Below are 20,178 nucleotides of genomic sequence, written 5' to 3'. Positions count from 1 at the left end.
TTCTGACTGTTCAGCTATCTATCACTAGATAGGTTACCAAGATTACTTGGCGTGCCAGCCAGACCTCCCCGGGTAAGAGTGTAATCTTTCCTTCCATCCATCTGCTTCATTTACTCTGTATCACCTTTGGCAGAAAGGGCTTTNGATACCTAGCCTCATATGAAGTTCGTGTTCCTCAGACCGGAAGTTTGCCGCTCGCTTCCTTCAGATTCCGCGTCACCGCGGACACCCTTGCGTTAAGCTAACTGCTACTTCTGCCTTCGCAGTTCGGGACTCTCACCCTATAGATTACACCCATGCCGGGCGCACACAAAAAAGGGGGAGGGGAATCTTCCCCTCTCCCCTTGATCCCTTTTCCATTATAGTCTTTTCTCGCCATCTTATCCAATAGGTTCTAACAAATATAGGATTGACGATTCATTGACTTTTTATGAAAAAATTAAAATCCTTTTTTCGCGATGTAGTCTACAAGGTCCACTACACGGTTAGAGTATCCAGTTTCGTTATCGTACCAAGAAAGGATCTTAACCATGTTACCTTCCATAACCATTGTAGAAAGAGCATCGATAGAAGAAGAATGAGTATTACCATTGTAATCGCGAGATACTAAAGGAAGCTCGTTGTACTCAAGAATTCCTTTTAATTCGCCTTCTGCAGCTGCTTTTAATGCTGCGTTTACTTCTTCAACTGTTACTTCTTTTTCAAGCTCAGCAACAAGGTCTACTACAGAAACGTTTGGAGTTGGTACACGCATAGCCATACCATTTAATTTTCCTTTTAATTCTGGCAATACAAGAGCAACTGCTTTTGCTGCACCAGTAGTAGTAGGAATGATGCTTTCAGCAGCAGCACGAGCACGACGGTAGTCCTTGTGCGGTAGGTCAAGAATTTGTTGGTCATTTGTATAAGAGTGAACAGTTGTCATCATTCCACGCTTGATACCAAACTTTTCATGTAAAACTTTAGCAAATGGTGCTAAACAGTTTGTAGTACAAGATGCGTTTGAAATGACATGGTGGTTTGCTGGATCGTATTTATCTTCGTTTACACCCATTACAATTGTGATATCTTCGTTCGTTGCAGGTGCAGAAATAATAACCTTTTTAGCGCCAGCTTCCAAGTGCTTAGCAGCATCTTCACGCTTTGTGAAACGTCCAGTAGATTCAACAACTACTTCAACGCCAAGATCTCCCCAGCCAAGTTGAGCAGGATCGCGTTCTGCAAGTACTTTAATCTTGTGTCCAGCAACAACTAAATAGTCGCCATCAACTGTTACTTTTTCTTCTAATGTTCCATGTACGGAGTCATATTGTAAAAGATGCGCTAGCATGTTAGCGTCTGTTAAGTCATTGATCGCAACGATTTCAACATTAGGGTTTTTAAGAGCTGCACGGAATACGTTACGTCCGATACGTCCAAATCCATTAATACCAACTTTTACTGCCATTATAAAACTCCTCCTTTAAATTCGGAAATGCAAGTAAATTTTATATTATATATAAAAGGGATTAACCCTTTAATATCTCATTAGCTGCCGCTTCGTCAGTAATTAAAACCGTATTAGAAGGGGCACTTTTCATATAAGAGGAAATTGCTTTTGCTTTAGAGCTTCCACCAGCTACTGCATAGATATGCTCTACATTTTGCAAATCTTCCATTTGAATGCCTACAGTTTGGACTTTATGAACGATTTCTCCGTTTTCATCAAAGTAATATCCAAAAGCCTCTCCTACAGCATTCCCTTCCATCAATTTTTTCATGATTTCATCCGGGGAATTCCTGCGTTTAGCCATTGCAAACGCTTCTCCAATTCCGTGAAGCACAATATCGGAAGATTTAATAAGCGAAAGGACTTCCCTTATAGACGGTTCGTTAATAAATGACTGATACGATTCATTGCTGACCTGATCAGGTACATACAAAAGCTTATATTGAGCATTTAGTTTTTCCGCCATTGTCGCTACAATAGTATTGGCTTGATTTTGAACGGTCTCGCCAAGTCCTCCTCTGGCGGGAACAAATAAAAGTTCCTTACCATCAGGCTTAAAGGAAAGCATATCAGCTACAGCAGCTATTGTGGAGCCACCAGTCACAGCGATTATATGTTTCCCGGAAAGGTCACTTTTCATTCTAATAGCGCAAGCTTTTCCCAACTCATTTTTGACCCAAGGAGATTCATCACTATTTCCAGAAACTATAATAACTTCTTTTACTTTTAGCTTCTGTCTTAATTGTCTCTCTAAGGTGTCTATACCCATAACCTCTCTCATAATACTGTCTAAACTCTCCAAGACTACAGAGCCTTCTTCAGACAGCTTCATTCCAGTTGTATGAATCTCTATCAAATTTTGTTGCTTTAGAAATTCTACCTCGCTACGTATAACTCGCTCAGTGAGATTTAAGCTCAATGATAAACTTCGTCTGCCAACCGGTTGCATGAATTGTATGTAACGCAAAATATGATATCTCTTTTGCATAACAGAGAGCAGATCAGGCAATAATTTTTTTTGAATGTCCACTAATGTGCGCATGGGGTGCTCTCCCTTACCATTTTTCACTGGACGTTTTATGTCCCTGTGAGACATATTTTGTCCCACTAGACCCAAAAAAATTCATCCCTGTTACAAGCTAATAGTAGCAGGGATTCCTCGTTTTTTCAACCTAGAAAGTATGGCAGTTTTGTAAAAGTCTTTTGACTGTATAGGCATCAACCTGTCCATATTGTAGAATTTCACCATTATATTCAACGACAGGGATCATTAAGCCAAACCTTTCAATCAGTTCATCATCCTGATAAATATCCATTTCCTCAATTTCATATCCTAAATCTCTTAATTTTGCCATCTCTTCTTTAGCCTCATCACACAGCGGGCATTTTTCTCTTGTATACAAAATGATTTTGTCTTGCATTCGTTTTCTTCCCATCTTACTTAATATATTTTTGCTATGGTTACTCTTGGTCATTACGAAAATCGTTGGCGTAATGAATCGAATCCAGATCACACAAGTTAGTCGTATCTTTTCCGTTTTGAAGAAGAAGGAATTGATAGCTGGTCACGATACTTCGCTACAGTCCTGCGGGATACAATGATTCCTTTTTCTTTTTTTAAAAGATCGGATATTTCTTGATCTGATAATGGTTTCTTTTTGTTTTCATTCTTAATTAAAACTTCTATTTCCTTTTTGGCTGCCAAAGAAGAAACATCCTCTTGCTCTGTTGATTGCAAATTTGCGGTGAAGAAAGCCCGCATTTCAATGGTACCAAAAGGGGCTAGTACATATTTATCCTTTACTGCCCGGCTTACCGTAGATTCATGAATTTCTAGCTCCTCCGCAATCTCCTTCATCGTCATAGGCTTTAAATAAGACAGACCTTTAACCATGCTCTCAGGCTGTTTTTCTATGATTTTTGTCATCACGCGCAAAATGGTTTCTTTTCTCTGCTGTATACCTTTGGCAATCCATTGGTACTCGTTCCATTTATCATGCAAAAATTTAGAAACGCTCGGATCATTTGTTTCTTTCATTTTTGAATAATAACTGTCATTTAAAGATAATTTCAAGTCGCTTCCAGCAGCCGTATTCACCATAAACTGCCCATCCTTCCATTCCACGATGACGTCCGGAACAATGTAAGTAGGCTTCTCAACATGAAAAGCTGCACCAGGCCGCGGATTTAAGCCTTGGACATAATCAAATACTGCTTGGATATCCTTTAAGCTGCAGGACAGCTCTTTGGAAAGATCCTTCCACTTCTTTTCCGCAAATAGAATGAAATGGGTCGTTAATATTTCGTTTGTATACTTTGGCGTTTTCTGATCTCTTACAGCCTGCAAATAGAGGCACTCCTGTAGATTTTCCGCTCCTACTCCAGCAGGATCAAATGATTGAATCAAATGTACCGCTTTTTGAATCTCATCCATTGAAACAGACAGCATCTCAGCAAGGTCCTCGGTCGTATATCTTAAATACCCATTCTCGTCAAAATATTGTACGAGCCGTTTTATGAGTAGATACAGGGATTTAGGGGAATCAGCAGGCACCTGAGAAAGAATATGCTCTTCTAATGAAGGCCCTCGATATTCCCCAATTTGCTCAATCCAATACTTCGCATCCTTTTCTACGTTCACGCCCTTTTTTTTCTTTGAATAGTCTACATTTTGAGGTGTATCAATGGATATTAAAGGATTTTCCAGCGCTTTGCTCTCTAAAAAAGAGACAAGCTCTTGGCTGGAATATTGCAAAAGTGCAATAGCCTGACTAAGCTCCTGAGTCATGGTAAGCTTTAATGATTGCTGTTGTATTAACCCGGCTTTAAAATCCATAATGATTCCCTCCTTCCCTTCATTATATGTGAAAATGATCGACATTTTGTTTGGAAATATCATGTAAACGCTTTCTATTTTTCTTAAATAAAGGCTCTTTTCGCATAGATTGTTGTTTTGGACTTAAAAGTTTGTCCGTTGATTTAAGGAAAAGTCCAGTGGGCAATTTTCAAAAAAAAACCTTCCGCGAAAGCGAAAGGTTTTCGGACGCCCTCGGCAGGAATCGAACCCACATTTCAAGAACCGGAATCTTGCGTGCTATCCGTTGCACCACGAGGGCATATAATCATATAGAACCAAATAAGAGTTCCGGAGTTAATTATAGTGCAGTTTTTGAACCTTTGCAAGGTTTAAAAGCTACTAGTTTGGGTAACATGAGTACAGTAAAACTTTACTATAAGTCAGAAATGTGTCGAACAATTTTGCAAAAAGACAAAGTCTTTTAGTTTGACCTATATTGACCAAAAAGTGTATCATTACAGTACATAAGTATTTCCATATTAGAAATGCATATTATTATCTTCTTTTAAGGAGGAAAAAAGCATGAATTTAATTCCTACAGTTATTGAACAAACAAATCGTGGGGAACGTGCATATGATATTTATTCCCGTCTTCTTAAAGACCGTATCATAATGCTTGGCAGTGCGATCGATGATAACGTAGCAAACTCTATCGTTGCACAGCTTTTATTCTTAGAAGCTGAAAATCCTGAGAAAGATATTACTCTTTATATCAATTCTCCTGGTGGCAGCATTACTGCTGGTATGGCGATTTATGACACCATGCAATACATCAAGCCGAAAGTTTCAACAGTCTGCATTGGAATGGCAGCTTCCATGGGTGCCTTCTTACTTGCAGCTGGTGAAAAAGGAAAACGCTTTGCTCTTCCTAACAGTGAAGTAATGATTCACCAACCACTTGGAGGCGCTCAAGGTCAAGCGACTGAAATCGAAATCGCTGCACGCCGCATCCTATTCCTACGCGATAAATTAAACAAAATTTTATCAGAACGTACCGGTCAGCCAATTGAAGTGATTGAGCGCGATACAGAGCGTGATAACTTCATGACAGCTGAGAAAGCATTAGAATACGGCTTAATCGACCAAGTCATCACCCGTAACGCATTGGATGATAAGAAGAAATAAAAAATAGAAAGTGACCTCAAATTCGGGGTCACTTTTTTGTTGAACGATGATTCTTAAAGAATGATCTCATGATAAACATGCAACTTACTATTTTTGTGGACGGTTGAAGAATGGGTTGAATTCATTGCGGAATGGGTTGAATTATTTGGATAATGGGTTGAATTATTTAAAGAACGGGATGAATTATTTAGACTACCGGGTGATTTATTTAGACTACGGGGTGATTTATTAACAGAATGAGTTGAATTATTTAAACTACGTGGTGAATGACTGGCAGAATGGCTTGAATTTGAAAACGTAATGCTCGGAGGTTTGATGTTAGATATTAATACTATCTTGTAAATAAAGACAAAATAGGCCGGTATCCTTTTTAGGTGCCGGCCCTTACATACCATTACATATCCTGTTCAATAAAAGCTGCCAGAGCATTAAGAGCTTCCTGCTCATCTTTTCCTTCTGCACTAAGAATCACACTTGAACCTGTTCCTAGAGCTAAACTCATAAGACCCATAATGCTTTTTGCGTTAACCTTCTTTCCGTCCTTTTCTAAAAATACATCAGAAGAAAAACGGTTTGCCTCTTGGACAAAAAGAGCTGCTGGTCTTGCTTGCAAGCCTGTTTTCAAGCGTACTTCTATCTGTTTCTCAACCATATATCATACTCCCCTGTTCTTTATTTAGTTGTATGGATGAAATCCCCCGCTCTGAGCTTTTCTGCAATTTCATCGATTTTTCTCAATCGGTGGTTGATGCCAGATTTACTGACTTTTCCACTTCCGACCATTTCACCTAATTCTTTTAACGTTACATCCTGGTAAGCTACTCGCAATTCGGCAATTTCTCTTAGTTTATCTGGTAATATGCCTAAGCCGACAGTTTGCTCAATATATCGAATGTTTTCAACCTGTCTTAATGATGCCCCAATTGTTTTGTTCAAATTCGCAGTCTCACAGTTGACGAGACGATTGACAGAATTTCTCATGTCCCTTACAATTCTAACATCCTCAAACCGTAGAAGGGCATTATGAGCGCCGACAATTCTTAAAAATTCAGCAATTTTTTCGGCTTCCTTCAAATAGGTAATAAAACCCTTTTTTCTTTCTAAAGTTTTTGCTTTTAATTCAAAAGTATTCATGAGACTGCAAAGGGCATCATTATGCTCCTTATACAGAGAAAAAATTTCAAAATGATACGACGAGGTCTCCGGATTGTTAATCGATCCTCCTGCTAAAAAAGCACCGCGAAGGTAGGATCGTCTGCAGCATTTTTTGGAGATAAGCTCGTCTGCTATATGATAAATGATGGTCATGCCATCTCCGAGTATTTTCAAATCCATCAATATTTCTTGAACTTTTTCCGACAGTCGTACAATATAAATGTTGTTTTTTTTCAGCTTCATTTTTTTTCGGACTAATAACTCGACTTGTACTTCATAGCTTTTCTTAAGCAAGGTGTAAATGCGTCTTGCTATCGCCGCATTTTCTGTTTGAATGTCGATGACCATCTTCCTATTTGAAAACGACAAAGAACCGTTCATCCGAATTAATGCTGAAAGCTCAGCCTTCGTACAGCAATCCTTTATTTCCAATGTTGTTAATTCTTTTTTTGTTTCCGAAGCAAAAGACACACTCTCACCTCCATATAGGATGGACCCAATCCAAACTTTCCTTAATTTTTACGATAAATTTTCGTTTCGGTTTCATTCAGTAAGATTTCGTATAAAATCGACGCAACCTTATTTGTATCGTGGCGGATAAAAGCTCCCTCATAGCTAATGATTGGCTCTTGAATGACATCCAACCCCATTTCTTTCAATGTTTCAATATCAAAATGAACAGGCTGGGCATATTCCTCTTTATATCGTAACTTAATATGGGATGGAATGTCCTCATTATTGACTAATATTTTATCTAAAAAAGGACATTTCATATGGTCATAAATGGCTTTAACATGGTCGCTCGCAGTATAGTCCAAGGTTTCACCAGCTTGGGTCATAAGATTGCAGATATATACTTTCTTCGCTTTCGCTCGACAAACCTCTTGACCAACAGCCGGTACAAGAAGGTTTGGCAATATACTTGTGTATAAACTACCTGGACCGATTACAATGAGATCAGCATCCCTTATAGCATCAATGGTTTCAGAAAGCGGCTTGATGTCCTTAGGAGTGAGAAAAACTCTTTTTATTTTTTTTCCTGAGTAAGGAATGCGAGACTCTCCGGATATAAACGTACCATCCTCCAGCTCCGCATGAAGGACGACGCTTTGATTGGCAGCTGGTAGAACTTTTCCTCTTACGTTTAACACCTTGCTCATTTCTTGGATGGCGTGAACAAAATCCCCCGTAATAGATGTCATAGCTGCCAAAATTAAATTCCCTAAAGAGTGACCGGATAGCTCTTTGGTTTTGGCAAATCTATGCTGGAACATTTGCTCAATAAGAGGCTCTACATCTGATAAGGCTGCTAGAACATTACGGACATCGCCTGGAGGAGGAATGTCCAATTCGTCCCTCAATCTTCCCGAACTTCCCCCATCATCCGCAACCGTCACAATTGCAGTAATATCGACAGGGAATTGCTTTAAGCCGCGTAGCAATACCGGCAGCCCTGTTCCCCCGCCAATAATTACAATTTTGGGCTGTTGGGGTTTATTTGTCATTGTCTTTTTCCTTTCTCTTTTCAATATCTCGATGCGTTACTTGTGTATGGTAATCGTTTTTAAAATGATTCCCAAGAAATTCCGCTAATGCTACCGAACGATGCTGACCGCCAGTACAGCCAATTGCGATGACCAATTGCGCCTTACCTTCCCTCTTGTAATGAGGAAGCATGAAGCTTAAAAGCTCCGTGACTTTTTCAAGAAACTTTTGTGTTTCATTCCATTTCAATACATAGCTTGATACATCTTGATCAAGTCCTGTTTTCGGTCTCATATGCTCAATATAATGAGGGTTCGGCAAAAAACGCACATCAAATACAAGGTCAGCGTCAATCGGTAACCCATGCTTAAAACCAAAGGACACCACATTTACTGTAAAAACTGGCTGTTTATCCGAAGAGAATTCCGTTAGAATTTTTTCTCGTAGTTCTCTTGGTTTCATTTCTGATGTATTATAAATCATTTGCGCGCGACCTTTTAACTCTTCAAGTAGCTTTCTTTCCATTTTAATACCGTCTAATGGCAAACCAGAAGGAGCAAGCGGATGTGTTCTACGTGTTTCTTTGTATCGTCTGACTAAGGTTGAATCATCGGCATCCAAAAATAAAATTTGCGGTGTCATCCAAGATGTTTCTGCCAAATCGTCAAGCGCTTTAAATAAATGGTCAAAAAAATCCCGCCCTCTCAAATCCATAACTAAAGCAACTTTATTCATTTTATTTCCAGATTCCTTCATCAATTCCAAGAACTTTGGCAGCAATGTTGGAGGCAAATTGTCTACGCAGAAATAACCTAAATCCTCAAAGCTTTGAACAGCAACCGTTTTACCAGCTCCTGACATTCCAGTAATAATGACAAGCTTTGTATCGCTTGTAGATCCAGTACTCATTTCATAACCCCCACTTCAAATGTATGGTTCTATTAATTTGGATCCAATCGATAGGATAAAAGCCTAAAATCAGGTGTATAGGTGAAAGTTCCGTAAATAATACCTTTACCGTGAATCATATATTCCAGTATATGATAATCACCCTCAGCCATAGGCAAGTTTTTTATTTCAGAAAATGGATGCCACGAAAGCTCTCCTTCCTCCGATGCATTCACATTTACTCCATCAGACTCCGTTGCAAGAAAAGTGAACATCATCCACTCTGAAAGAACTTGATCTCCTTCCTTCATAATAAAAGTAAAGATCCCTTTGATTTGAGGATTTTTCAAATAAATGCCTGTCTCTTCACGAAATTCACGAATACAAGCATCTCTTACGGATTCTCCCGGCTCCATTTTTCCTCCTGGCGCCACCCACCATCCACGTCGAGGCTTCTTTAAAAGCAACACTTCATCGTTTTTTACTAACACACAATTTGTAACTCGCTGCAATCCACTCACCTCTTTGAAATGCGTAAAGCGCCTTAACCATATTACTTTAATTTATTTAGAAGACTCTTTTCTCATAAATTGTTGTTGTTTGAAATAATTTTCATTTGGCTTATCTGCTTACTAAATCCTATTTTAATCGAACTAATTTAGCCCTGTACTATTACGATCTCCATGAATAAGATATGAACTGAGAAATCGCATTCATTTCATTATACTATTTTTAAAAAACACCTACAATGAAGAATACCTTTACGCATAGCTTTGCTTAAATGATGTACCAAACAAAAAAAGAGACACAGGCTACATATACCTATGTCTTTCAAAGGATTTATAATAAAAGGGGGTCAATTTCTATTCCAATGATACTCCATCATTGTTGCAGCGGTGTTACAACAGAATTAAAACACCATTACGCTTTGTTAAATTTTTCTATCGAAAATTGAATTAAGCTTTAGCTTTTAAGCGCTCTTTTAACTCTTCAACATAATGTTGGGCATTTTGAGCTGCAATGCTTCCGTCACCTGTTGCTGTAACAATTTGACGAAGTGATTTTTCACGAATATCACCTGCTGCAAAAATACCTGCCACTCGTGTTTCCATGCGTTCATTTGTTTCAATATAGCCGTTTTCATTTGTAATCCCTAATGACTCGAAAGGCTTTGTTAAAGGAACCATTCCGATGTAAATAAACACACCATCTGTCTTGAATTCTCTTTCTTCACCTGTTTGAGTGGATACAAGCGTTACGCTGCCCACCTTGCCATCTTTCTCATTTATTTGCTTAACAGTATGATTCCAAATAAAATCAATCTTCTCGTTATCGAATGCACGCTGTTGCAAAATCTTTTGGGCACGCAGCTCATCTCTTCTGTGAACGATGGTCACCTTAGAAGCAAAACGAGTTAAATAAACGCCTTCTTCAACGGCAGAGTCTCCGCCTCCAACAACGACGAGCTCTTTATTTTTAAAGAATGCCCCGTCACACACAGCACAATAAGATACACCGCGACCACCAAGCTCTTTTTCACCTGGAACGCCTAGTTTCTTGTATTCTGCACCTGCCGCTATGATTACGGAACGTGCTTTATATTCTTTTGAGCCGGCCTTAACGACCTTATACTCTTCACCGTCGATGATTTCTTTTACGTCGCCGTATGCGTATTCCGCTCCAAATTTTTTCGCGTGTTCAAACATTTTAGTAGAAAGTTCAGGTCCTAAAATATGGTCAAAACCAGGATAGTTTTCAACTTCCTCTGTATTCGCCATTTGTCCACCTGGAACCCCACGCTCAAGCATTAATGTAGAAAGGTTGGCACGAGATGTATAAACAGCAGCAGTCATACCCGCCGGACCAGCTCCAATTATGATCACATCATAAATTTTTTCTTCTGACACGTTGTTCACTCCTTAAACAGTTTAAAACCAATATAGTTAGTATTTCCTAACTACTATCCTATATAACAACGTTTTTTCAGTCCAAGAATATGCTCATTGTAGTAGTCCGTTCACAATTTTTATATATTTTTGAAGGGTTGAAGTAGAAATCTCATAGACATCTGCTAATTCCTTCTGACTTTTCTTTTCGTTTCGAAGTTTATGCCAAAGATACTCTACTGCCGCAGCCCAAGCAGATGCATTTGTCATCTGAATAGAAGCGTTCATTGCTTCTACATAAACGGAAAACCACATCAAGAATAATCCTGATTCAATCATGCCGATCGGGTTGTAACGTTTATACAATAATTCTGATATAGTATCCAAATAATAAATGGAAGATGGCGTCGTTAATACTCCATCATACTGGATAACCTTCTTATAATTCTTTTCATATTCGGTAAAAGAAGCTTTTGCATATGCCGGATGATCTATGATTTTTTCCTTCTGATAAGAATGCTTCGTCAAAAACAGGCCAAAAAGCCTTTCTTCTGTATATTCGCTTTCTAATCGTTTAATAATAGAAGGGAGATGATACTCAAACCCATTCACTGCAACATTTAAGTCTCCCCAAGGTTCCAGGCCTTCTTTTTCAGGACTTAATTCGATTACCCGCTTCCAAGCTCGACGGGCTGTTTGTTCAAATCCAAGCTGATAAGCAGAGGTTGCTAGCCAATAATAATACGTAGCATCACCTTCAAAGCCTTTTTTATATAATTGCTTCAGCCATTGATAAGCAAAATCATATTTCCCAATTAGAGCAAAGGTAGCCCCAAGCTTAAACTGCTGTTCTTGCATGATCGGCCGTACCTTTTCAAGCTTGCTTGCCATTTCTTCAACCTTCTCATGATTTTGTTCATAGTAGTTAAATACTAGCAAATTACACAAAGCATGAAGGTTTCCTGGATTTTTCTCAAGAACTTCCTCAAGTGTTTTATAAGCATCTTCATGGTTACCCAGATAGAAATGAGCAAGCGCAAGATTGTTGTAGGCAGACCAAAAATCAGGATACTCTTCTATCGTTTGCTTTAATATTTCGATTGCTTTCGGAAAATTCCCTGATTCTAGGTACTCACGTGCTTTTTCTTGCTGAAAAATCAAACCATCCTGCTCTAGTAAACTCTCGCCGATTTCATCGGTTTCGAATGTAATAAGATCTAACAGGTCTTCCGCGTCTGCACTGAACTCTCCATCCTCGTCCCGATCCAAATATTCATTTGCATGCCTATAGGCCTCTTTAAACATACCAAGATGCGCATAGTTATTTGCTAAAAAATAGTGACATTCGGTCATATACGGATCCAAATCTTCAATAATGGTTTGCAGCAAATGATTGGAGTATTGATATTCCCCAAGATCCGTGCAGACAATCGCCAGCTGGCATGTAATCATCGGCTCATAAGGCTCTAACTCCAAAGCACGTTCCAAATATTTTTTTGCTTTATATAAATCGCGTCGGTGATACGCTTTTAATCCTTTTGTAAAATAATATTCACCCGTAGGATGAAACGTAACAATTTTTGCCGATTGGCTCAATTTAGAGTCTTTACCCATGTAATCCTCCACAAAAAAGTTGGTTAACCATCGTATTATACCACAAAATTAGGAAACGCGGAAAGCTGTGAAATGAGTTGTTGTTAACATGGACATTTATATTGGGAAATGGAGATTGTTCGGTTACTTAGCGGGATTGTGCGATAATTGTGGGAGTATTTAAAAGAGAAGCTCAACCAAAGTGTTGGTCAATGCCCTTTTGACTCAGCCTCTTTTAGATATAGTCTGGTTAATAGAACAAGAGGACTATTCGGACTGGACATACAGAAAATCTTCTGGGGTTGTCCGAAGATTGGGCTATTCGGACAGTCCAAGCAGGAAATCACCTATGGTTGTCCGAATGATTGGGCTATTCGGACAGTCCAAGCAGGAAATCACCTATGGTTGTCCGAATGATTGGGCTATTCGGACAGTCTAAGCAGAAAATCACCTATGGTTGTCCGAATGATTGGGCTATTCGGACAGTCCAAGCAGGAAATCACCTATGGTTGTCCGAATGATTGGGCTATTCGGACAGTCCAAGCAGAAAATTACCAGTGGTTGTCCGAATGATTGGACTATTCAGATAGAACCAGCAGAAAATCTCCTATGATAGTACGAATGAGAACATTGAATTTATCATTTATATTGACAGAGACCAAATACCCTTATTATCCATCAACTATTATATTTAATATGTCTTTTCTTATAAAACGTTGATTTATCAATAAAAATAAAGAGCCCAATTCATATTCGAATTGGACGATAAATGATGGTGTAAATATATTTTTTCTACCTTAAAACTAAACTACTTAAACTTCTTTACCATGTCTATAGATTCTGCCCTTATTTACTTCTTTCAGCATGTCTTTTTTTCAAAACCTTCATCACATCGGCAAGAGGTAGTTTTTGCTCTTGTAGCAATACGAGCAAATGGAAGATCAAGTCGGCTGCTTCCCATTTTAATTCGTCGCGATCCCTGTTTTTGGCTGCGATGATTACTTCAGACGCTTCTTCTCCGATTTTTTTTAGAATTTTATCGACTCCTTTTTCGAAAAGATACGTCGTGTAGGAGCCTTCTGGTTTTGTTTCTTCCCGTTCCTTTATTAGCTTTTCTAGTAGAAGTAAAAAATCCGTGCTCTTTTCATCAGTCGTCTGCTCTAACACAAGATTTTCATTTGTAAACAATTTTTCCGTAAAGCAGCTCTCTGTACCATTGTGGCAAGCAGGTCCGTTTGGAAGCACCTCAACAACCAAGGCGTCCCCGTCACAATCGTATTTGATACTTGTGATTTTCTGTGTGTGTCCGCTTGTCGCTCCCTTATGCCAAAGCTCTTTGCGCGAGCGGCTGAAAAACCAGGTTTCACCTGTTTCAACAGAACGCTTTAGTGATTCTTCATTCATATAGGCTAATGTTAGAACTTCTTTCGTACGAGCATCCTGAACAACAGCTGGAATAAGCCCTTTTTCATCAAATTTCAATAAAGAATCATTCATCGGACATTCACACCCTCTCTTTTTAAATACTGCTTCACTTCTTTAACTGATGTTTCCTTATAATGAAAAATAGAGGCCGCCAATGCTGCGTCTGCTTTTCCTTTCAAAAAAGCCTCTTTAAAATGCTCTGCGCTTCCTGCACCCCCAGAAGCAATAACAGGAACCGTTACCGCTTCACTAACAGCTTTCGTCAGATCCACATCAAAACCGCTTTTTTCTCCATCACAATCCATGCTCGTGAGTAATATTTCACCGGCTCCATGCTCAACCGCTTCTTGTGCCCACGAAATGACTTCACGCTCCGTCGGTCTTCTTCCTCCATGCGTGTATACTCTCCATGATTGAAGATCCGGATCATACTTCGCGTCAATCGCAACGACGATACATTGAGAGCCAAAATAGCTGGCACCCTCAGTGATGAGATCTGGGTTTAGAACGGCTGCTGTGTTCAAAGACACTTTATCTGCCCCAGCCCGAAGAATTTGCTTCATATCTTCAAGGGTATTAATTCCTCCACCTACCGTAAAAGGAATGGCTAGAGTTGAAGCCACTTCCTGAACCACTTCAATCATCGTTTTTCTTCCTTCATGAGAGGCTGAAATGTCAAGAAAAACAAGTTCGTCCGCTCCTTCACGGTCATAAAACGCGGCCAGCTCGACTGGATCGCCGGCATCCCGAAGCTCCACAAACTGAACTCCTTTTACAACTCTTCCTTCCTTTACATCTAGACAAGGAATGATTCTTTTTGTTATCAACGGTTTCACCCTCTTACGAGCATTTTTTAAGTATATTAGACTTCTAGCGCTTCTTTCACCGTAAAACGTTTTGTGTAAATGGCTTTACCAACGATCGCTCCCGCTATGCCGGAGGATGCCTTCTGCTTTAATTGCTGTAAATCAGATAGACTGCTTACTCCTCCTGAAGCAATGATACGCTTACCTGTTTCCAAAGCAAGCTTTTCTGTTGCCTCAATGTTTGGACCAGACAGCATCCCATCCGTTGAAATATCGGTAAAAATAAACGTCTCCGCACCATAATCAGCAAATTTTTTCCCAAGTTCAATAGCGGACAAAGAGGATGTTTGCAGCCAACCTTCTGTTGCTACCATACCATCTTTTGCATCTAAGCCTATTGCAATTTTATCCCCATATTTTTTTAGCATATCTTTTGTAAAATCCGGCTGATTTACGGCTACACTGCCTAAAATCACACGGGAAACACCATTTTCTAAATAATGTACAACATCTTCTTCCGTTCTAATCCCTCCGCCGATTTGGATGCGTGCATTGAGCTGTTGTGCCGCCTTTATGACAAACTGATCATTGATTCGTTTACCTTCTTTCGCACCATCAAGGTCGACCATATGAATCCAGGTGGCACCTTGGTCGGCAAAGCTTTTCGCCATATCAAAAGGAGAATCTCCATAAACGGTCTCCTGATTATAATCTCCTTGAATTAACCGAACGCACCTACCGCCTCTCATATCAATGGCAGGATAAATTATGAATTCGTTTGGCATCGTTATCACCCCACTAGCTTTAAAAAATTTTGTAACAGCCTCATCCCTGTCTCTCCGCTTTTTTCCGGGTGAAACTGCATGCCATACACGTTATTCCTGCCTACGATAGCGGGAACCTCCACATCATACTCTGCTGTTGCCAATATCACCTCTTGATCCTCGCTGGTTACATAATACGAATGTACGAAATAGACATGGTTCTCTTCTACATTCTGTAAAATAGGATTTTGAGTTTTATAGGATAAGCGATTCCAGCCCATATGTGGTACTTTATATGTTTCTCCTGATTCAGTTATTCCTAGAAACCGAATCACTCTGCCGGAGAGGAAGGAAAGACCTTGAGTAAGACCATTCTCCTCGCTTTCGTCAAATAGCAGCTGCATGCCTAAACAAATCCCCAATAAAGGCTTACCAGTCTCCACATATTCCTTCAAAAAGACATCGAGCTTTTTTTCTCTTAATAGTGTCATAGCATCCCTGAAAGAGCCTACCCCAGGAAGGATCAATCCTTTTGCATGTCCTAATTCGTCTGGATTCTCAGAAATAAAAGCATCCACACCTAACCTTTCCAGCGCTTTACTGACGCTAAACAAATTTCCCATCCCGTAATCTACAATGCCAATCATGGATGACATCCTTTCTTGAATAAGATTTCCTTTTGTATCTAACGATCGGCCATACGTGGCAGCTTATAGCATACCCTTTGTAGAAGGAATTCCTTTTACTCTCGGATCAATGGATGTTGCTTCATCCAATGCCCGGCCTAACGCTTTAAAGATGGCTTCGATCATGTGATGTGTGTTGTGTCCATAGTGAACGATTACATGCAGGTTCATTCTTGCTTCAAGCGCCAGTTTCCAAAGAAACTCATGAACGAGCTCTGTATCAAAAGATCCTACCTTTTGAGAAGGGAATTCTGCTCTCAGCTCAAGATGTGGACGGTTGCTTAGATCAACCACGACTTGAGCAAGTGCTTCATCCATCGGAACAAATGCATTTCCATATCTCTTAATCCCTTTTTTATCTCCTAGTGCTTTGACCAGCGCCTGCCCGAGACAAATTCCGATATCCTCTGTCGTGTGATGATCATCGATCTCAATATCGCCTTTCGCATCAACCTTCAAATTAAAATGTCCATGCTTTGTGAATAAATCAAGCATATGCGATAAAAAAGGCACACCCGTTTCTAAGTCTGATTGGCCTTCTCCATCTATCTCAAGCATCAGCTTAATATCCGTTTCGTTTGTCTTTCGAACGATTTGTGCTATCCGATCCATCTATTTATACCTCCCACCAGAACAGACTCCAGCAAGCTACGCCAAGCTGGCGTTTTAAAATACGTCTGATTCCTTATGATTACCATTTTCTTGCTTCAATGGCCCTTGCATGCGCTTCTAATCCTTCAAGTCTTGCAAATGCAGCTATTTTTTCTCTATTTTTTTCAAAGGCTTCCTTACTATATTGAATAATGCTAGATTTTTTCTGGAAATCCTCTACATTTAAAGGACTTGAAAATCTTGCAGTACCGTTGGTAGGCAATACATGATTCGGTCCTGCAAAATAATCTCCGATAGGCTCTGAGCTGTAACGTCCTAAAAATATAGCACCTGCATGACGAATTTTTCCTAACAACGACACCGGATCCTCCGTCATAATCTCCAAATGCTCTGGTGCAATCCTATTAATGGCCTCTACAGCTTCCTCCAGGCTGTCAGCTAACACTATGCGTCCGTAATTCTCCAAAGAAGCTTTAACTACCTCTTTTCGAGGCAGTTCTTCTGCTTGAACCCAAATACATGTTGATACCGCTTCTGCTAATCGTTTAGAGGTTGTAACTAAAATACTGCATGCTCGAGGATCGTGCTCCGCTTGTGACAGCATATCGGCTGCCACCTCCTCCGCAATGGCCGTATCATCCGCCAGTACAGCAATTTCACTTGGTCCAGCGATCATATCAATATCTACATCTCCGAACACTTCTCTTTTAGCCAAGGCTACATAAATATTCCCCGGACCAACAATTTTATCGACCTTTTCGATCGTTTCGGTTCCGTATGCCAATGCAGCTACTGCTTGGGCGCCTCCAACCTTATAAATTTCGCTTACCCCTGCTATATTTGCAGCAGCCAACACAGCTTCGGACAGCTTCCCATCCTTGCCCGGTGGCGAAACCATTACAATTCTCTCAACTCCTGCAACCTTTGCTGGAATGACATTCATTAACACAGAAGAAGGGTAAGCTGCCGTTCCGCCTGGTACATAAACACCTACCGAATCAAGCGGGGTAATTTTTTGCCCTAGCATCGATCCGTCCCGATCTGTATGAATCCAGGAATTACGAACTTGCTTTTCATGGAAGACTTTAATATTTTCTGCAGCCTCTTTCATTATGGCTATATATTCTTCTCCCAATCGATCTTCAGCTAGTTGCAGCTCTTCCACTGTGACCTTCAAATCATCTAGTTCAACCCCATCGAATCTTTTCGTCAAATCATAAAGAGCTTGATCACCCTGTTGTTTTACCGACTGGATGATGTCCTGCACGATTTTTCTCTGCTCTTCCGTACCACCATCTACTGTTCTTTTCAAAGATAGTCCAGGTGTGAGCTTTTCGATTTTCAAAAATAGCGCCCCTTTCAGCTTTATTCCATCACGCTAATGACTTCGGCTAACCGATCGACAATCTCCGTAATACGTTCCTCTTTTACTTGATAGCTGACCGGATTAGCAATCAATCTCGATGTTACTTCAGCAATTTTTGCATACTCTACTAACCCGTTTTCTCTCAATGTTTGCCCGGTAGAAACAATATCCACGATCCTTTCGGCTAGACCGATCATGGGCGCCAATTCAATGGACCCATTCAGCTTAATGATTTCCACCTGCTCGCCTTGTTCTCGAAAATAGCTTGATGCTACATTTGGATATTTGCTTGCTACTTTAGGTGCCACGTCACTCATCTTGGTTTGAGGAAGTCCCGCTACAGCTAAATAACACTTGCTGATCCTTAAATCCAAAAGTTCATAAACGTCACGCTCTTCTTCCATCATGACATCCTTCCCAGCAATCCCAATATCAGCAACTCCCTGTTCTACATACGTAGCAACATCCATCGGCTTCGCTAAAATAAAGCGTAAATTTTCATCCTGTACTTCTAAAATTAACTTTCTGGAATCATCAAATTCAGGAGGAAGCTGTAAGCCAGCCTTCCTTAACAATTCGACGGCTTCTTCAAATATCCGTCCCTTTGGCATAGCAATCGTTAAAAATTGCTTCATCAACTCTCCTCCTTTCTTGTACCAAGGAAATACTCAACCTGTGCATAAGACTTAGTAAATAAGTCAAGATCGGATACGCCGTTGATGTCCTGCAAAACGACCCTTTTCCCTTCTGACCGCATTTCCTTAGCGGTAAGAATCGCTTCCTTTTTTCGTTCTAAACTAAACAGAATGCAAGAAATCGGCTGTAACGACTCGGGTTCACCCAACGCTTCTAATAGACGATCGATGCGAATGGCAAACCCCGTAGCAGGTGAATTCCAGCCAAATTTTTCAAACAGCCTATCATATCTTCCCCCGTTCCCAATTGGGAAACCAATGTTATTTGCATATATTTCAAAAAGTATTCCGGTATAATAACTCATATGACTAACAAGCGTTAAATCAAACGTGACGAAGTGTTCCACATCATATTCTTTTAGCTGCTGCCACAATTCTTTTAACTGGTTCAAAGCCTGCTTGCCTTGATTTTCTTCAAGTAGTCCCTCAGCCTTTTCTAAAACATTTTCTCTCCCTCTTAATGTAAGGAGTTGTAGCAGTCTTCCTTTATCAATGGATGACAGAGGCAGGGATTTAACGTGCTCCCTATATCCAACATAATTTTTTTCATATAAGAATTTCCTACAAATGCTTGCCCGTTCTTCATTGCCTAGAATGTTGATGAAAACATCCTGCACAAAACCAATGTGTCCAAGAGATATTTGAAAATGCTGAAGTCCAGCTTTTTCAAGGGCAGACGCGAGAAGTGTAATCGTTTCTGCATCTGCGCTAATGGTAGGATCACCGATACATTCCACACCGATTTGTTCAAATTCAGCAGGTCTTCCTCCTTCACGCTGCTGGGCACGGTACACGTTAGCGGAATAGGCCAACCGAAGAGGAGAATGCTGCTTCAAAAGCTTCGCAGCAGCAACCCGTGCAATGGGAGCCGTCATATCTGGACGAAGCACGAGCGTATGGCCTTGCTGATCCAGTAATTTAAAAAGCTGTTGATCCAAAATGGCAGACGCCTCGCCAACCGTTTCATAATATTCTAAAGCGGGTGTTTCAAGAAATTGAAAGCCCCAGCCTTGGATTTCCTTCATCATTCGGTTTCGTGTATTCATTTTTGCTTCATATAAAACCGGCAATGTGTCCCGCATTCCCAAAGGCTTCTCAAACATAAAAAGCTTCGTCACACTCATCCACCTCATCACGTCAAAATCATTAAAACTATAAAAATATATTAACCGAAAAATTCATTAAATTCAAAATACTTTAGTTCGCTAATATATTAGCAAAGTGAAGTTATAAGTAGTGTATACCCCTTTTTCTTCCAAGTCAAGCAGCAATGAGTGGATCAAGAAAATCCTTTTTTCCATTTTTTGTCCTATATTTATTTATGATTGTAGAGCTTATAATTAGTT

20 protein-coding genes and 1 tRNA gene are annotated in these 20,178 nt (G+C 40.0%); 1 reads left to right on the top strand and 20 read right to left on the bottom strand.

From position 1 onward, the window contains the following. Positions 1–439: 439 nt before the first annotated feature. The 5 genes from gap to GD441_RS07555 all read right to left on the bottom strand — a co-directional run bounded on the left by gap (position 440) and on the right by GD441_RS07555 (position 4,605). A complete protein-coding gene (gap, locus tag GD441_RS07575) occupies positions 440–1,447 on the bottom strand; it encodes a type I glyceraldehyde-3-phosphate dehydrogenase (RefSeq protein ID WP_153125362.1) in 1,008 nt (335 codons plus the stop codon). 61 nt (positions 1,448–1,508) lie between these two features. Further along, positions 1,509–2,531, bottom strand: coding sequence for a sugar-binding transcriptional regulator (locus tag GD441_RS07570; RefSeq protein WP_153125352.1), 1,023 nt, complete (start codon positions 2,529–2,531; stop codon positions 1,509–1,511). 130 nt (positions 2,532–2,661) lie between these two features. Beyond that, positions 2,662–2,910 carry a glutaredoxin family protein gene (locus GD441_RS07565; protein ID WP_153125350.1) on the bottom strand — a complete coding sequence of 83 codons (249 nt, stop codon included), beginning with the start codon at positions 2,908–2,910 and terminating at the stop codon, positions 2,662–2,664. A 98-nt stretch (positions 2,911–3,008) separates the two neighbouring features. Further along, positions 3,009–4,325, bottom strand: a complete 1,317-nt coding sequence (gene rpoN / locus GD441_RS07560) for an RNA polymerase factor sigma-54 (protein WP_153125348.1) — start codon at positions 4,323–4,325, stop codon at positions 3,009–3,011. 208 nt (positions 4,326–4,533) lie between these two features. Further along, positions 4,534–4,605 (bottom strand) — tRNA-Arg (locus GD441_RS07555). A gap of 230 nt (positions 4,606–4,835) precedes the next feature. Here GD441_RS07555 and clpP point away from each other — a divergent pair. Beyond that, positions 4,836–5,471 (top strand): ATP-dependent Clp endopeptidase proteolytic subunit ClpP, encoded by a 636-nt coding sequence (gene clpP, locus GD441_RS07550; protein ID WP_263862432.1) that lies wholly within the window; start codon positions 4,836–4,838, stop codon positions 5,469–5,471. Positions 5,472–5,865: 394 nt separating this feature from the next. On the opposite strand, the gene GD441_RS07545 is transcribed toward clpP, so the two are convergent. From GD441_RS07545 to GD441_RS07475, 15 genes are all read right to left on the bottom strand, one after another. Continuing rightward, positions 5,866–6,123: an HPr family phosphocarrier protein gene (locus tag GD441_RS07545; RefSeq protein ID WP_153125344.1), complete on the bottom strand. Its 258-nt coding sequence runs from the start codon at positions 6,121–6,123 to the stop codon at positions 5,866–5,868. 20 nt (positions 6,124–6,143) lie between these two features. Then, a complete protein-coding gene (whiA, locus tag GD441_RS07540; protein WP_153125343.1) occupies positions 6,144–7,097 on the bottom strand; it encodes a DNA-binding protein WhiA in 954 nt (317 codons plus the stop codon). 41 nt (positions 7,098–7,138) lie between these two features. Beyond that, entirely contained in the window at positions 7,139–8,131 is a 993-nt protein-coding gene (locus GD441_RS07535) for a gluconeogenesis factor YvcK family protein (RefSeq protein ID WP_153125341.1), read from the bottom strand. Then, entirely contained in the window at positions 8,121–9,020 is a 900-nt protein-coding gene (gene rapZ / locus GD441_RS07530) for an RNase adapter RapZ (RefSeq protein ID WP_153125339.1), read from the bottom strand. Before rapZ ends, GD441_RS07535 begins: the two co-directional genes overlap by 11 nt. A gap of 32 nt (positions 9,021–9,052) precedes the next feature. Then, entirely contained in the window at positions 9,053–9,511 is a 459-nt protein-coding gene (locus GD441_RS07525) for an NUDIX hydrolase (RefSeq protein ID WP_153125337.1), read from the bottom strand. A 444-nt stretch (positions 9,512–9,955) separates the two neighbouring features. Further along, positions 9,956–10,906 (bottom strand): thioredoxin-disulfide reductase, encoded by a 951-nt coding sequence (gene trxB, locus GD441_RS07520; RefSeq protein WP_153125335.1) that lies wholly within the window; start codon positions 10,904–10,906, stop codon positions 9,956–9,958. 93 nt (positions 10,907–10,999) lie between these two features. Beyond that, complete coding sequence (locus GD441_RS07515) at positions 11,000–12,499, bottom strand: tetratricopeptide repeat protein (RefSeq protein WP_153125333.1); 1,500 nt, start codon at positions 12,497–12,499, stop codon at positions 11,000–11,002. An 825-nt stretch (positions 12,500–13,324) separates the two neighbouring features. Continuing rightward, positions 13,325–13,975: a bifunctional phosphoribosyl-AMP cyclohydrolase/phosphoribosyl-ATP diphosphatase HisIE gene (gene hisIE / locus GD441_RS07510; protein WP_153125331.1), complete on the bottom strand. Its 651-nt coding sequence runs from the start codon at positions 13,973–13,975 to the stop codon at positions 13,325–13,327. After that, positions 13,972–14,730, bottom strand: a complete 759-nt coding sequence (gene hisF / locus GD441_RS07505) for an imidazole glycerol phosphate synthase subunit HisF (RefSeq protein ID WP_153125329.1) — start codon at positions 14,728–14,730, stop codon at positions 13,972–13,974. Before hisF ends, hisIE begins: the two co-directional genes overlap by 4 nt. A gap of 35 nt (positions 14,731–14,765) precedes the next feature. Next, a complete protein-coding gene (gene hisA, locus GD441_RS07500; RefSeq protein ID WP_153125327.1) occupies positions 14,766–15,494 on the bottom strand; it encodes a 1-(5-phosphoribosyl)-5-[(5-phosphoribosylamino)methylideneamino]imidazole-4-carboxamide isomerase in 729 nt (242 codons plus the stop codon). Between the two features lie 5 nt (positions 15,495–15,499). Continuing rightward, complete coding sequence (gene hisH, locus GD441_RS07495; RefSeq protein WP_153125325.1) at positions 15,500–16,120, bottom strand: imidazole glycerol phosphate synthase subunit HisH; 621 nt, start codon at positions 16,118–16,120, stop codon at positions 15,500–15,502. Between the two features lie 63 nt (positions 16,121–16,183). Beyond that, entirely contained in the window at positions 16,184–16,771 is a 588-nt protein-coding gene (gene hisB, locus GD441_RS07490) for an imidazoleglycerol-phosphate dehydratase HisB (RefSeq protein WP_153125323.1), read from the bottom strand. Between the two features lie 79 nt (positions 16,772–16,850). Beyond that, on the bottom strand, positions 16,851–18,116 hold the full coding sequence (gene hisD / locus GD441_RS07485) for a histidinol dehydrogenase (protein ID WP_153125321.1): 1,266 nt from the start codon (positions 18,114–18,116) through the stop codon (positions 16,851–16,853). Positions 18,117–18,136: 20 nt separating this feature from the next. Beyond that, positions 18,137–18,772: an ATP phosphoribosyltransferase gene (gene hisG / locus GD441_RS07480; protein WP_153125319.1), complete on the bottom strand. Its 636-nt coding sequence runs from the start codon at positions 18,770–18,772 to the stop codon at positions 18,137–18,139. Beyond that, positions 18,772–19,956: an ATP phosphoribosyltransferase regulatory subunit gene (locus GD441_RS07475; protein WP_225434166.1), complete on the bottom strand. Its 1,185-nt coding sequence runs from the start codon at positions 19,954–19,956 to the stop codon at positions 18,772–18,774. Before GD441_RS07475 ends, hisG begins: the two co-directional genes overlap by 1 nt. Positions 19,957–20,178: the final 222 nt, after the last annotated feature.

Origin of the sequence: Peribacillus tepidiphilus, from assembly GCF_009466385.1 — a bacterium.
In the GTDB taxonomy this organism is placed as follows: Bacteria; Bacillota; Bacilli; order Bacillales; family DSM-1321; genus Bacillus_BN; species Bacillus_BN tepidiphilus.
The sequence above is the reverse complement of the archived record's forward strand: the minus strand, read 5'-3'. Positions and strand labels throughout refer to the sequence as shown.